This window comes from Chryseobacterium sp. YIM B08800, from assembly GCF_026163565.1.
Taxonomy (GTDB): domain Bacteria; phylum Bacteroidota; class Bacteroidia; order Flavobacteriales; family Weeksellaceae; genus Chryseobacterium.
Genome location: NZ_JAPDKN010000019.1, coordinates 90,572 through 105,169 on the forward strand (window position 1 = coordinate 90,572; position 14,598 = coordinate 105,169).

Consider the following 14,598-nt stretch of genomic DNA (forward strand, 5'->3'; position numbering starts at 1 on the left):
TTAAAATAGCTTTAGATTTAACCGCAAAAGCAACAAAAGACAATCATAAAGCTATTATTAGATAATCAAAGTTCTCAAAAGAATAAAAATCAAAGATTTTTTAAAGGCTTTTTTTCATTAAAAAAGCCCCAATCATTAAAATTGAGGCTTTAAAAGTTTTTATTAATCTATTTTTTTTCTTCTAAATTCTTCGAAACTATCTTCATATTCTTCAGAGCCTCTACTCGACTTCATCATTCCATTATTTTTAGACTTATAATATTTATTCAAAAAGGCAAGATATGCATTCATCGATTTAAAATTCATCGCCATATTATAATCAAATGAGAATTGACCAGGATCAAAACTTTCTCCTTTCAAATTCCTATTGTATCGTAAAAATTCAGGAGTGTTGTAATTAAAAAAAGTAGCTCCCTTATTTGACGACGGCAAGAGAAACGAAGAGAATTGTTGTTGCGACGGCGCATGGCAACTCATACAAGAGGTCATTGGCAATCTGGCAAGTGTATCTGTTTTTACCACACCTTTGTCGGTAACATCAACCACACCTTGCAACGCAACAGCTCCGTCATTGGGACCGCTTAATCTTCCGCCCCACCCTAGAGTTTCTCTGCTATAGTAAGGAGCGTTATCATTAATCCATGTTTGTGTTAATTTTTTATTTTGTACTTCTACCGTTTTAAAATCGGTATCAACATCCGGATCCATCCCCCACATTGCACCCAACGGAACAAATTTGTCTAAAATATTAGTGGATTTAATATTTTTATCATACACAAAAGTTGTGAAAACCCAACCTGTTTCCGGAGCGGCTTTAGAATCTTTTACCACAACATCTATCTGAAATAGACTCACCTTTTTATAGTCATATTTTTTTCTGTAGGGATCCGTAGATTGAGCATCCAACTGATTATAAATCGTAAAAAGTGGCGCATCTTGCATATCTGACCATTCATCGCCATTCAACTCTGAAAAAGCAAACTTCACGATTACCGAGCCTTCTTTGAACTGACCTTTATCTTTATTCAGATCAACACTGATAAAGCTATTAATCGGTTTTGAGCTTTTAAAATAAGCCGAATCTATTTTTAACGGAACATTTCCGTTTTTATCAAAAACTTCGCCTATCGTAAACGCCGCCAATGGATCGTACAATACCAGTACAAAACCTTCCTGGTTTTTGTTTACACCTTTAAAAGTTCCTGCAGAATTGGGGTTTCCGGGATAAGTTCCCATGATAGGATCTCTTTTGCTTCCCATCCAAGGTTCATGAAACCAGCCGACATCTTTTGCATTGAATTTGTCTTTCTCATTAATCATTTTGGTAATTAATGGCGATGCATAATCTTTCAGTCCAGAAACATACTTTTCTGCATTTTGTACAGTGATTTTTTCATTAAAATCATTAATGAGTTTAAATCCTACATCCGGTTGTGTTCGAGGATAATCTGCATTTAATTTAAAAAATTCTGTTCTGTCTTTCGGGATAGAATCGGAATGATTCTTAAACGCTTCTTTCCTCACCAGTTCATCCGGCGGTAAATCTGATTTGGAATTCTTTTTCTCTTCGCTACAGGAGCATAGCGCAAGCGAGCCTAAAGTAAGGCTTAAAAAAAATGTTTTCATTGAATTAGTTTTTGGTTATTAGTTTTTTTACCATCATCAAACTTTTACATTCAATAATGATTAATTAAATATATGAATTTTTTAAATATAATTTAACATAAAATCAAAAACAATATAAAATTAACATTAACTTAAAGATATATTTCAGAAAACTTATTACAAAAAAACCTTAGACGAATCTAAGGTTTATATATTTTGATTAAAAATTAATGTCTTTCAAAACTTATCTCTGAAGTTTTTCGCCGTAACTTAAATCTCCGGCATCACCTAAACCTGGTGTAATATATCCTTTTGAAGTTAAGTTTTCATCAATAGCCCCTACCCAAATTTTTGCATTTGGATAAGCTTTTTCGATGGTTTCAACACCTTGCTTTGAAGCAATTGCCGCTACAATATGAAGCTGAGTAGGAGTTCCGTTGGTTAATAAATCTTTGATTGCTTCAATTAAAGAAGCTCCGGTTGCCAACATAGGATCTGCAACAATTAAAGGTCTTCCGTCAATATTCGGACAGGTAAGATAATCCTGTTTGATTGAAAAATAATCGTTGGCATCATGTTTTCTATACGCTGCTACAAAACCGCAATCTGCTCTATCCAAATAATTTAAAATCCCTTCAAACAAAGGCACTCCAGCTCTTAAAATCGTGGTAATAACAGGCTGAACAGCAATTTCTTTTACTTTAATCGTATCTAAAGGAGTCTGAATTTCAACTTCTTTCTGTTCTAAACTTTTACTGATTTCAAATGCTGCAATCTCCCCGATTCTTTCCATATTCCTACGGAATCTCATTCTGTCGTGCTGAATTTCTACGTTTCTAAGCTCATTAATCCAAGTATTAACCAAAGAAAACTGTTCTGATAAGACGGTAACCATAATCTTAATTTGAAAATTTAGAAATTTGAAAATTTGAAAATAATTCTAAAAAGCTTAACTAAAAACAATGATTTTAATTTTCAAATTAAACCTTTATCAAATTTTCAAATTGATATTATTTTTGTCTGAAATACACTTCAATAGGAACTCCGGTAAACCCGAATTGCTTTCTCAATTGGTTTTCAGTAAATCTCTTGTAAGGTTCTTTCACATATTGCGGCAGGTTACAGAAGAATACAAACTGTGGTGACGGCGTCGGAAGCTGTACACAATATTTGATTTTAATGTATTTTCCTTTATTTGCAGGAGGTGGAGTTGCCTCAAAAATAGGAAGCATCACTTCATTTAATTTTGAAGTTTTGATCTTCTTCTTACGATCTTCGTAAACAGTCATAGCCATTTCTACAGCTTTCAAAATTCTCTGCTTCGTTAAAGCCGAAACAAACAAAATTGGAATATCACTGAACTGTCCGATCTTGTCTCTGATTGATTTTTCGAAATCTCTGATGGTATTTGTTTGTTTGTCTTCAATCAAATCCCATTTGTTGACAACAATTACGATCCCTTTTCTGTTTTTCTGAGCCAAACCAAAGATATTCATATCCTGAGATTCCCATCCTAAAGTAGCATCAACCATGATAATCACCACATCAGAATATTCGATTGAACGAATAGAACGCATTACAGAATAGAATTCTAAATCTTCATTTACCTTAGACTTTCTTCTCATTCCCGCTGTATCTACCAATACAAACTCGTGTCCGAATTTATTGTACAACGTCTGAATACTGTCTCTTGTAGTTCCTGCAACATCAGTTACGATATTTCTTTCAGCATCAAGCAATGCATTCGTCATTGTAGATTTCCCTACGTTCGGACGACCTGCAATGGTGATTTTTGGTAATCCTTCAAACGGATCTTTATAATCTGTAGTTGGGAAATCTCTTACAATATCATCCAAAATCTCTCCTGTTCCGGAACCTGTTGCAGAAGAAATAGTGTAATATTTATCAATTCCCAATTGGTAAAATTCTGTAGCATCTAATTCTTCTTTTGAAGAATCTACTTTATTAATAACAATGTAGGTAGGCTTGTTTGATCTTCTCAACATTTCATGGATCTCATGATCCGTATCGGTAAGACCTTCTTCTACATTCAGCATAAATATAATTGATGTAGCTTCGTCAATCGCCAATTGTACCTGTTTAGAAATTTCTCCCTGAAAAACATCATCATTATTAACGTCATAACCTCCTGTATCGATTACAGTAAAATCTACACCATTCCAGTCAGATTTTCCGTAGTGACGGTCTCTGGTAACACCGGCAGTAGAGTCTACAATAGCCTCTCTTCTTTCTAATAAACGATTAAATAACGTGGATTTTCCTACGTTGGGACGCCCAACAATAGCAACAATATTTGACATAAAAAATGTTTAATAATCCTTCGACAAAGCGATAGGACAAGATTATCAATGAGTTACTCCAACTTTTGGAGCTCAATTTTTTGCAAAGATAAGCTTTTATTATTTAAGCAATAAAAATCTCTCTGATTGTGAATCTGATATTTTTAAATAGCTGTTTTTATCATTCTATTTTTTTAATAAACTTATACTTAATCACCATAATGACTAAACAAAAAAAAGACAGTCAAACGACTGCCTTCATAAATATGATTTATAATCTATTTTAAATCAAATCGGTCTAAGTTCATTACTTTCGTCCAAGCTGCTACAAAATCTTTTACAAATTTCTCCTGAGCATCCGAACTTGCATAGACTTCAGCTAATGCTCTCAATTCAGAATTTGAACCGAAGACTAAATCTGCACGACTTGCTGTCCATTTTGGTTGTCCGCTTGATCGGTCAGTTCCCATATACAATTCGTTATCTTCTGAAATAGCTTTCCATTGCGTTCTCATATCCAAAAGATTTACAAAGAAATCATTGGTTAGAATTCCGGGACGCTGAGTAAATATTCCGTTTTTAGAACCATCAAAATTGGTATCTAAAGCACGCATTCCACCAATCAACACCGTTAATTCCGGCGCAGTAAGCGTCAACAATTGTGCTTTATCGATTAATAAAGCTTCTGTAGAAACAGAGAATTTTTTCTTTAAATAATTTCTAAATCCATCTGCTGCAGGCTCCAAATACCCCATTGATTCTACATCGGTCTGCTCTTGTGAAGCATCCATACGACCCGGAGCAAAAGGAACAGAAATATTTTGTCCGGCATCTCTTGCTGCTTTTTCAACCGCTGTACTTCCTGCCAAAACAATTAAATCTGCCAATGAAACTCTTTTATTTCCAGATTGAGAACTATTAAAATCATTCTGAATATTTTCCAAAACAGATAAAACTTTCTGCAACTGAATAGGATTGTTTACTGCCCAATCTTTTTGTGGAGCCAAACGAATTCTTGCCCCGTTTGCACCTCCTCGTTTGTCACTTCCTCTGAAAGTTGAAGCTGAAGCCCAAGCTGTAGAAACCAATTCAGAAATACTTAATCCGGAATTTAAAATTTTTGATTTTAAAGAATCAATATCAGAATTATCTACCAATTCATGATTTACTTCAGGAATCGGATCTTGCCAGATTAATTCCTCAGCAGGAACTTCAGAACCTAAGTAACGAACTTTCGGCCCCATATCTCTATGCGTAAGTTTAAACCAGGCACGAGAAAAAGCATCTGCAAAAGCATCAGGATTTTCAAAAAAGTTTCTTGATATTTTTTCATAAACAGGATCAAATCTTAACGAAAGATCCGTTGTAAGCATGGTTGGTCTGTGTTTTTTATTAGCATCAAAAGCATCAGGAATAATGTTGGCTCCGTTTTTCGCCACCCATTGATGAGCTCCTGCAGGACTTTTAGTGAGTTCCCATTCGTTTTCGAATAAATTTTTAAAGAAAAGATTACTCCATTCTGTTGGTTTTTCAGTCCAAGTTACTTCTAATCCGCTTGAAATTGCATCTGGACCTTTTCCTGATCTATAAGAACTGTTCCATCCAAATCCTTGTGCTTCAATTCCGGCCGCTTCAGGTTCTTTGCCTACATGATCTGCAGGACCTGCACCGTGAGTTTTACCAAATGTATGTCCACCTGCGATTAACGCAACCGTTTCTTCATCATTCATTGCCATTCTTCCGAACGTATCACGAATATCTTTTGCGGCTAAAATCGGATCAGGGTTTCCGTCCGGTCCTTCAGGATTTACATAGATAAGCCCCATTTGTACTGCTGCCAAAGGTTTTTCAAGATCTCTGGAATGTTTCACTTCAGAATCATCTTCTGCGGGAAGAACACCATGCCCTTCAACACCCGGAGAACCGTGCGCATAACGAAGATCTCCTCCTAACCAAGTTTTTTCCGTTCCCCAATATACATCCTGATCTGGTTCCCAAACATCTTCACGACCTCCTGCAAACCCAAAAGTTTTGAAACCCATTGATTCAAGAGCAACATTTCCCGTAAGAATCATAAGATCTGCCCATGATATTTTTTTGCCATATTTCTGTTTGATTGGCCAAAGTAATCTTCTTGCTTTATCTAAACTTACATTATCCGGCCAGCTATTTAGCGGCGCAAAACGCTGTTGTCCAGCTCCTGCTCCACCTCTTCCGTCACCTACACGATACGTTCCTGCGCTGTGCCAAGCCATACGAATAAATAAAGGTCCGTAATGTCCAAAATCTGCAGGCCACCAATCTTGAGAATCGGTCATTAATGCATGAAGATCATTTTTTACACTTTCTAGATCGAGACTTAGAAAAGCTTCAGCATAATTAAAATCTTTTTCCATAGGATTTGATAGAGACGAATGCTGTCTTAAAATATCAACTCTTAATTGATCCGGCCACCAATCTTTATTGTTGGTTCCGCCTCCTGCAAAGTTTTCTTTTTTCATCGTTCCGTTATGAAACGGGCATTTACTAATGTCGTTTAAATCATTTTCCATTTTAGTTTAATTTTTTATGTTGGTTTAACGTTTTAATAATTTTCTATGCTTTACAATTATGCAAACTTACAATGCTTAATTAATAAACACAATCTATCAATAAAATTTTTACAATAGTTAAAAACTATAACAAATAATAACTTGTTAATTTCTATTTACAAACTCAAGAAAACATATTACAATGCAATTAAGTTAATAAAATTTGGCATTAGTTTAGATAAAAATCAATATTAAGTATTCGTATTTAGAATTATTCAATTTAAAGCCTCTGTTACAAAATTTATCATATTTATATATTGCTAAAAATTTACTATCTTTAATTAGTTTAGAAACCCAAATCTCAGCGTATGAAAAAAGTAATGATCATTCTTCTTGTCGCCTTTATTATCATCCAGTTTTTTCCGATTGATAAAACCAACAAGCCTCTTAATCCGAGAATGGATTTTTTAAAAATTAAAACCCATACTTCTCCGGAAATATCAAAACTGATTACCAACTCGTGTTACGACTGTCATTCTGACGAAACAAAATATCCTTGGTACACCAATATTGCTCCGGCTTCGTGGTGGATAAAAAATCATATTGATGAAGGAAGAAAACATCTTAATTTTTCTACATTTGCTACTTACGAACCGAAAAGACAGATTCATAAGATGGAAGAATGTGTAGAAATGCTCGAAAAACATGAAATGCCTTTGGAATCTTATTATTTGGGACATCAAGATGCAAAACTCACCGACGCTCAAAGAAAAGAACTGATTACTTATTTTAAAAGAGAGATCCAAGAAACAAAATTTAAAACAGAATAGTGGAAATCATGCCGGAAATTTGGGAACAAAAACATATTGTATTTTTTGACGGTGAATGTGGTGTATGCAATTTTTGGGTGCAGTGGATTCTTGAGAGAGACAAAAAAAATCAGTTTATGTTTGCTTCTCTGCAATCAAATTTCGGGCAAAAATTTTTATCGGAAAGAGGTTTAGAAACAAAACAGTTTAACACCCTTTATCTTTGGAAACCCCATCAATATTATCTCATTAAATCTAAAGCTGTTCTAAAAATCGCCAATCTTTTAGGCGGAATCTATAATTTATCCGTGATCGGAAAATTGATTCCCACATTTATAAGTGATAAAATTTACAACAAAATTTCTGAAAACAGAATGAAGCTTTCGTCTCAAAAGTGCTTCCTGCCCGATCAACATCAAAAAAAGAAATTTATTGAAGTCTGATTTGGTTCAGAATTTGGTATCAGATTACTATAAGAAAATCTTAAATATTTCTATTAAATTTTTATAAACATTTAAGTTTTTCGAAGCATTATTTTTATTAATCCATATATTTGCAGACTATGGAATACAATACCCAAAAAACTCATCTCAATATGCCAGAATATGGCAGAATTATACAACAGTTGGTTGAGCGTTGCAAAGAAGTTTCAGACAAAGACGAAAGAAACGAAATGGCAATGGCAATCATTGATTTTATGGGTCAGAGAAACCCACAGCTCCGCGACGAAGAAAATTACAAACATAAACTTTGGGATCACCTCTATATTCTTGCCAATCATGATTTGGATGTAGATTCCCCATATCCCTTTCCTACAAAAGAAGAACTTGCAGAAAAACCAAAAAGAATGGAATACCCTAAACTTCAGGGAGATTTCAAATTTTATGGAAAAAGTATTCTTCAGTTGATCGAAAAAGCAATCGAACTTGAAGCCGGTGACGAAAAAGAAGCCCTAATCGAAGTGATTGCCAACAACATGAAAAAGTCTTACAATGTTTACAACAAAGAACATGTAACAGACGATGTGATTTTCCGTCATTTGAAAGAACTTTCGCAAAACAGATTAGACCTTACCGGTATTGAAAGCTTAGAGAAAAGCAAAATCTACTACGCTACCAATAACAACAGGAATAACAACAATAAAAACACAAACAACAAAAACCAATCCGCAAAAAGAAGATTTAACAATAACAACAATAATCATAAGAACAGAAGGTAATGAGTGGAACATTTCAAATAAGAGGAGGAAAAAGACTGCAAGGTGAAATCACTCCACAAGGAGCGAAAAATGAAGCTCTTCAAATTTTGTGTGCAGTTTTGCTAACTGATGAAGAGGTAAGAATTAAAAATATTCCAGACATCCATGATGTCAACAGACTCATTGAGATTTTGGGGGACTTTGGTGTAAAAGTGACCAAAAATGCTCATGGTGATTACACTTTCAAGGCAGATAATGTCAATTTTGATTATATAAAATCTAACGAATTTAAAAAAGACGGTGCCAAACTGAGAGGTTCAATTATGTTGATGGGACCGATGTTGGCTCGTTACGGTGAAGCTTATATGCCGACTCCGGGAGGCGACAAAATAGGAAGAAGAAGATTAGATACTCACTTTCAAGGTTTAGTAGAACTTGGAGCAGAATTTAATTATGATGAGGAAGAGTATTTCTATTCTTTAAAAGCAAAAGAGCTTAACGGAAAATTTATCCTTTTGGAAGAAGCTTCTGTTACAGGAACTGCGAACATTGTAATGGCTGCAGCTTTAGCGAAAGGAAAAACAAGAATTTACAACGCGGCTTGCGAACCTTACCTACAGCAACTTTGTAAAATGCTGAACAGAATGGGTGCGAATATTTCAGGAATCGGCTCAAATTTATTGACGATTGAAGGAGTAACTCATCTAAACGGAACAGAGCACACGATGCTTCCGGATATGGTAGAGATTGGTTCTTGGATTGGTCTTGCAGCGATGACAAAATCTGAAATTACCATTAAAAATGTAAACTGGAATCAGTTAGGAGTTATTCCAAATACATTTAGAAAATTGGGAATTCAGCTGGAACAAAGTGGTGACGATATTTACATTCCTTCTCAGGAACATTATAAAATTCAGAAATTTATCGACGGATCTATTCTTACGGTTTCAGATGCACCTTGGCCAGGATTTACGCCAGATTTACTTTCTATTATTTTAGTTGTCGCAACTCAGGCAAAAGGAAGTCTTTTGGTACATCAGAAAATGTTTGAATCGAGATTATTTTTCGTTGATAAATTAATCGATATGGGTGCTCAAATTATTTTGTGTGATCCACACAGAGCTACCGTGATCGGTTTAAATCAGGAATCTCCGCTTCGTGGAACAACCATGGTTTCTCCGGATATCAGAGCAGGAAATGCACTTTTAATTGCTGCACTTTCGGCAGAAGGAAAATCAATCATTCATAATATCGAGCAAATTGACCGTGGTTATGAAAATATTGATGGAAGATTGAAAGCGATTGGAGCGGATATTGAGAGAATTTAGTCTAGTTATTAGTTATTAGTTATTAGTTATTAGTTATTAGTTATTAGTTATTAGTTATTAGTTATTAGCGAAATTAATTTTTATTATTCAATTTAAAATATAAAAAGCGTTTAGGATTATTTTTCTGAACGCTTTTTTATTAGAAATATAAAATGCTTAATTTTTAAGCCTTGTCAAGGTTTTGAACCTTGACAAGGCTCTTTATTTAAATTAAAAGAGAACTGATTTATTAAATCAAAATCATTTTTTTTAATGCTTTTAATGAAGATCGGCTACCAACCGCCACCTCCTCCGCCTCCGCCACCTCCGCCGGAAGATCCTCCACCGGAAGAACCGCTGGAACTTGATCCACCAGAATAGGATGATGAACTTCCTGAAGAACCAGATGAAGAAGATGAAGAACCGCTACTTACTGGAACGACTGTGGTTTCGTTAAGCGTACTTGTAAAAGCTCCGGCAAAACTATATCCAAAATTATACTGAACATTTTCATAAGGTTGAGCAGAATCAATGGTTTCCTGCAGTTTATCTCTAAATCTTTTACCCCAAATTCCTTCAACTCCAAAAACAATGGCGTACGGAAGAAATTTCTCATATACATCTGAAGTCATTTCCGGAGGATTATGAAATTGAAGCTGATTTTCTTCAGCAGCACTCAGATACATTTTGAAACCGTCAATCTCAGATTCCATTTTAATTTTTTCTTCACTTGGTTTATTAATCAAATAACGAAATATTAAAATCGAAATAATTCCGAGTATTAAAAACTTAAAACAGTTCGATTCAAAAGCTGTAATATCATCAGAATCTGCAAATGCTATGAAAAACATCGGCACTATAAATGTCATAGAAAACATCAGTACAACCAAAAAAATGAGCTTATTCCCTTCTTGCCAAGTCAATACCAAAATCGTTGTAAAGAGACTTGCAAAAATAATTATAACAGAAGCTATAAGTAGGGTTTGAAAACTCCACATGATTAAAGAACTTATAATTAAAGCAAGAAAAAAAGTCGCAAGCATTATTTTTATAGCTTGATAAACAATCTTCTTATTAGAAATCTTTTCAACAAAAATTTTATTTTCTTTAATGATAAAATTCTCAAAATCTTCAACTGCATTTTTAATTTTGGAATTGTAAGTACCGTTTACCGAAACTTCCTTTTCTTTTCCAAACATCTTTTTTAAAAGCAGTTCTTGATCATTCTGGATATTAATATTACCAGATTCCTTTCTCTTTAGTATAAACATCTTTGAAAGAAAACTTTTTTTAATGTCTTTCACCTCATCAATATCTACAAAACCTTTAATAGAAAGATCTACAAGATTTGCCGTCACCAAATTAACTTCAAATTTGCCATTATCAATATATCCTAAAGATGCGGGCGAAAGATTATTGGGTGCATTAAATTGTGGAATCACTACAGGTTTTTCAGGATCTCTTCCGTACTTCTTCCAGTTTTTATAGTAGAAAAACAACAGATAAAAACCAACGATAACCAATGAAAGACTGGGCCAGTTTCTATTGATCCATTTAGAAAAACCTGAAGGCTCTTTTAAAACACCTGCTTTAAAACCTACAGCTATCGTAAGGTTTTCGTGTTGGTTTAAATCTTTAGCATTAAATTCAATCTGTGTAGATGATATTTTTTTGCTGGCGCAATTCTGATCTTTACTTCCTTCTCTGCCTGTATAACAAGAATTCTGAATAATATCAGCATTTTTTGACAAATGAATTATTGCCTGAATGTTTTCAACAGGAAAAGACCAATCGGTTCCGTTTACATTCCAATAAAATTCATCATAGCCTTTGAATTTACCAATCTGATTCTGCGTTTGATAAACAATTTTGTAGGTATAAAAACCTGAAGCAAGTTGCTTATCTTTATTTCCGATATAAATAGTAAAAATACCATTCTCCTTTTTGGTGTGGTAAGGTTCTTTTACACTCTCTTTTTCAATCGCAATGATTTTGTAGTAAACACTTTCTTTTCTGCCGTTAATGTTTCTTACCGTTGGTAAAGCACGAAAAATCCCCCTTTTAATTTCATTTCCATTGGCAAAAACTTTAATAGTTTCTGTTACAGTAACATCTGCGTTTTCGGCAATAGTAATATCAGAATGAAAAGAAATAATTCTCTCTCTCTGAATATTAATTTGATTAAAATCCGTTGAATCTTCCGAAGTAACAGGCAATACTGCCGCTCTATCTTGCGCAAAAACAAGAAAACAGAAAAATAAAGCAATGACTTGTATACAATTTTTCATATCTAAAATTTTACCAGCCGCCACCACCGCCGCCACCGCCACCACCGCCGGAAAAACCGCCGCCACCAGATCCGGAACCAGAACTGCTTCCTGAACTTGAAGGTTGTGTCGCTGAAGATTGTATAGAATTGGTTAAACTGGAATTAAGCACACTTGTCATCGCATAATGATTCATTGACGAGCCAACATACCAATTGCTTTGATATTCGTAAGACATTTTTTTGAGCAAATCGTCGAATTTCTTACCCCAAATTTCATCAACACCCAAAACCATTGCAAAAGGCAATAGTTTTTCGAAAGACTGCGGCGTCATTTCCGGAGGATTGTGAAATTTAAGCTGTTGATTTTCGGCAGCTTCCATATACATTTTGAAACCATCGATCAAAGATCTTTTTCTCAGTTTTTCTTCTGAAGGACGCTTAATTAAAAACTGATAAATCACCAAAGACATAAAACCTAAAACAATAAAAATATAGCAAATATTAAAATTATTGTCGATCGTAAAATCGCTTCCTTTATAAATAAGCATTCCTAAAACGACAAAGGCAATGACAGGAAAAACCAAGAAAATTTTAAATAAACCAGGGAAAAATTTAAACAAAATAATAGCAACCACAAAAGCCACCGTTAAAATAGCCAAAATAAAAATTCCTAAAAATACTTTTTCAAGCTCAGGAAAAATAGTAAAACTTATAAAAAGTACGAGGAAATAAACTCCTAAAATGACTAAGATCGGTAAAATGAGCTTTTTAGAATTATTTCCTTCGTTCAACATTTTATCATGTTGAAATTTTAGCGTTGCTTGAAAACTTCGAACAGCCTGTTCTATTTTAGAATCATATTGTCCGTCAAATTTAATGCTATCCACAATACTTTTAGAAAATAGATTGTTCATCAAATTAATTTCCTCTTTTGGTAAATTCTGATCTGGATTTTTCAGTTTTTTCACCGTAAAATGTTTCGATTTAAACAAACCAAAAATTCCGGGATCTTCATCTTCAACAATCTGAACATAACCTTTTATCGCCAAATTGACCAAAGCTGCAGTGAGGTATTTATTTTTAAAACTTTCATTATGAATATAACCTAAAGAAGCCGGTGACAAATCATCCGGCGAATTGAATTGCGGATAAACCGTAGGTGTTTCAGGATCGACTCCATATTTTTTCCAGGTTGAATAATAATACAACAGCAATCCTAAAAAGATGATAATTCCGGCAATCAGAATTCCAAATTTCTCAAGAAAAGTTGGCGGCGGTGGCGGAATCAGAATTCCTTTTTTAAAACCAACCGCAATTGTGAGACCTTCACCAGATCCCAAATCTTTTGCACTCCATTCAATTGAATGCTCAGAAAGAACTTTTGCCAAACAATCCTGAGAAGTACTTCCATAACCGCCTTTATAACAAGAATTCTGAATAATTCCGGCTTCTTGCGGAAGATTTACTGTTGCTGAAATACTGTCAACAGGAAAATTCCATTCAGTTCCGTTGACATTCCAATACAATTCATCATACTTTTCAAAAAAACCGATTTGCTTTTCTGTGGTATATTTTATTTCGTAATCGTAATCTCCCGGAGACAAAATGACATCCTTATTTCCGACATATACTTTAAGATAACCATCCTCAATTTCTTCGTGAAAATCTTCATCAACACCATCTTTCTTTACAGAAAGGATGTTGTATTTTACTTTTTGAGTTCTGTCGTTCAAGTTCCTCACCAAAGGTAATGAACGAAAAATTCCTCTTTTAATATTTTCTCCAATACTGTGAACTTTTATTTTTTCAGTAATGCTCAGTTTAGAGTTTTTGTCAACATCTATATCTGCATGAAAATTGAGAATTCGCTCGGAGCCACTAACGAAACCGCTCGACTCTTCGCCAACAGCTACCGCTCCTTCAGCTTCCTGCGCAAAACCCAGAGAAAAGAAAATAAGAAAAAGAAATGCTATAAGCTTTTTCATTCCTTAGAATTTTACATTAGGAACTTCTCTGTCGGCAATATTTTCAAGCTCGAAGAATTTAGATTTTTCAAACTTGTACATATTGGCGATAATATTGCTTGGGAAAGACTCTACCAAAGTATTGTTTTCTCTTACCGTTCCGTTGTAATATCTTCTGGATTTTTCTATATCATTTTCAATTGAGCTCAGTTCAGCTTGTAATTGCTGAAAGTTTGCATTCGCTTTCAGATCGGGATATTGCTCTGCAACAGCAAATAAATTCACCATTGCCTGGTTCAGATTTTTTTCTGCCGCTTCTTTACCTTCTACAGAATCTGCTCCCACTGCCAAATTTCTTGCTTTGGTAACATTTTCAAGAGTTTCACGTTCGTGAGCAGCGTAACCTTTTACCGTTTCAACCAAATTTGGGATCAAATCGTGACGTTTTTTAAGCATTACATCAATACTGCTCCAAGCTTCCTGAACAAGATTTCTTAATTTTACGAGGCGATTGTAGATAGATACTCCGTAAAGTAAGGCAATAACCAAAACACCACCAATAATAAGTGCAATCATAATTTTGTAATTTAATTTAGATTAAAAATAATCTTTTTC

At 34.3% G+C, this 14,598-nt stretch carries 11 protein-coding genes; 4 read left to right on the forward strand and 7 right to left on the reverse strand.

The window, feature by feature from the left end:
* Positions 1-162 precede the first annotated feature (162 nt).
* From OEW74_RS09060 to katG, 4 genes are all read right to left on the reverse strand, one after another.
* Positions 163-1,626, reverse strand: coding sequence for a hypothetical protein (locus tag OEW74_RS09060; protein WP_265428161.1), 1,464 nt, complete (start codon positions 1,624-1,626; stop codon positions 163-165).
* Between the two features lie 223 nt (positions 1,627-1,849).
* Positions 1,850-2,500 (reverse strand): uracil phosphoribosyltransferase, encoded by a 651-nt coding sequence (upp, locus tag OEW74_RS09065; RefSeq protein ID WP_265428162.1) that lies wholly within the window; start codon positions 2,498-2,500, stop codon positions 1,850-1,852.
* A gap of 115 nt (positions 2,501-2,615) precedes the next feature.
* Positions 2,616-3,926: a ribosome biogenesis GTPase Der gene (gene der, locus OEW74_RS09070; RefSeq protein ID WP_265428163.1), complete on the reverse strand. Its 1,311-nt coding sequence runs from the start codon at positions 3,924-3,926 to the stop codon at positions 2,616-2,618.
* A 257-nt stretch (positions 3,927-4,183) separates the two neighbouring features.
* Complete coding sequence (gene katG, locus OEW74_RS09075) at positions 4,184-6,457, reverse strand: catalase/peroxidase HPI (RefSeq protein WP_265428164.1); 2,274 nt, start codon at positions 6,455-6,457, stop codon at positions 4,184-4,186.
* Positions 6,458-6,804: 347 nt separating this feature from the next.
* Between katG and OEW74_RS09080 the strand changes: the two genes are divergently transcribed.
* The 4 genes from OEW74_RS09080 (at position 6,805) to murA (ending at position 9,771) form a co-directional block, all read left to right on the forward strand.
* Positions 6,805-7,266 (forward strand): heme-binding domain-containing protein, encoded by a 462-nt coding sequence (locus OEW74_RS09080; protein ID WP_265428165.1) that lies wholly within the window; start codon positions 6,805-6,807, stop codon positions 7,264-7,266.
* An 8-nt stretch (positions 7,267-7,274) separates the two neighbouring features.
* Positions 7,275-7,688, forward strand: coding sequence for a thiol-disulfide oxidoreductase DCC family protein (locus tag OEW74_RS09085; RefSeq protein ID WP_265428166.1), 414 nt, complete (start codon positions 7,275-7,277; stop codon positions 7,686-7,688).
* 119 nt (positions 7,689-7,807) lie between these two features.
* Complete coding sequence (locus OEW74_RS09090) at positions 7,808-8,464, forward strand: DUF4290 domain-containing protein (RefSeq protein WP_265428167.1); 657 nt, start codon at positions 7,808-7,810, stop codon at positions 8,462-8,464.
* Entirely contained in the window at positions 8,464-9,771 is a 1,308-nt protein-coding gene (murA, locus tag OEW74_RS09095) for a UDP-N-acetylglucosamine 1-carboxyvinyltransferase (protein WP_076561011.1), read from the forward strand. The genes OEW74_RS09090 and murA overlap by 1 nt, the downstream gene beginning before the upstream one ends.
* A 272-nt stretch (positions 9,772-10,043) precedes the next feature.
* On the opposite strand, the gene OEW74_RS09100 is transcribed toward murA, so the two are convergent.
* Genes OEW74_RS09100 through OEW74_RS09110 form a run of 3 tightly spaced genes read right to left on the reverse strand, consistent with a single transcriptional unit; the run spans position 10,044 to position 14,559 of the window.
* The gene (locus tag OEW74_RS09100) at positions 10,044-12,038 is read right to left on the reverse strand and encodes a DUF2207 domain-containing protein (RefSeq protein ID WP_265428168.1); all 1,995 of its coding nucleotides are present in this window, start codon (positions 12,036-12,038) and stop codon (positions 10,044-10,046) included.
* A 10-nt stretch (positions 12,039-12,048) separates the two neighbouring features.
* Positions 12,049-14,004, reverse strand: a complete 1,956-nt coding sequence (locus OEW74_RS09105) for a DUF2207 family protein (protein ID WP_265428169.1) — start codon at positions 14,002-14,004, stop codon at positions 12,049-12,051.
* A gap of 3 nt (positions 14,005-14,007) precedes the next feature.
* Positions 14,008-14,559, reverse strand: a complete 552-nt coding sequence (locus tag OEW74_RS09110; RefSeq protein WP_265428170.1) for a LemA family protein — start codon at positions 14,557-14,559, stop codon at positions 14,008-14,010.
* Between the last annotated feature and the right edge of the window lie 39 nt (positions 14,560-14,598).

Excerpts from the sequence above, each read along its gene's own strand:
- OEW74_RS09060 (WP_265428161.1), bottom strand. The coding sequence starts at position 1,626 with ATGAAAACATTTTTTTTAAGCCTTACTTTAGGCTCGCTTGCGCTATGC.
- upp (WP_265428162.1), bottom strand. The coding sequence starts at position 2,500 with ATGGTTACCGTCTTATCAGAACAGTTTTCTTTGGTTAATACTTGGATT.
- der (WP_265428163.1), bottom strand. The coding sequence starts at position 3,926 with ATGTCAAATATTGTTGCTATTGTTGGGCGTCCCAACGTAGGAAAATCC.
- katG (WP_265428164.1), bottom strand. The coding sequence starts at position 6,457 with ATGGAAAATGATTTAAACGACATTAGTAAATGCCCGTTTCATAACGGA.
- OEW74_RS09080 (WP_265428165.1), top strand. The coding sequence starts at position 6,805 with ATGAAAAAAGTAATGATCATTCTTCTTGTCGCCTTTATTATCATCCAG.
- OEW74_RS09085 (WP_265428166.1), top strand. The coding sequence starts at position 7,275 with ATGCCGGAAATTTGGGAACAAAAACATATTGTATTTTTTGACGGTGAA.
- OEW74_RS09090 (WP_265428167.1), top strand. The coding sequence starts at position 7,808 with ATGGAATACAATACCCAAAAAACTCATCTCAATATGCCAGAATATGGC.
- murA (WP_076561011.1), top strand. The coding sequence starts at position 8,464 with ATGAGTGGAACATTTCAAATAAGAGGAGGAAAAAGACTGCAAGGTGAA.
- OEW74_RS09100 (WP_265428168.1), bottom strand. The coding sequence starts at position 12,038 with ATGAAAAATTGTATACAAGTCATTGCTTTATTTTTCTGTTTTCTTGTT.
- OEW74_RS09105 (WP_265428169.1), bottom strand. The coding sequence starts at position 14,004 with ATGAAAAAGCTTATAGCATTTCTTTTTCTTATTTTCTTTTCTCTGGGT.
- OEW74_RS09110 (WP_265428170.1), bottom strand. The coding sequence starts at position 14,559 with ATGATTGCACTTATTATTGGTGGTGTTTTGGTTATTGCCTTACTTTAC.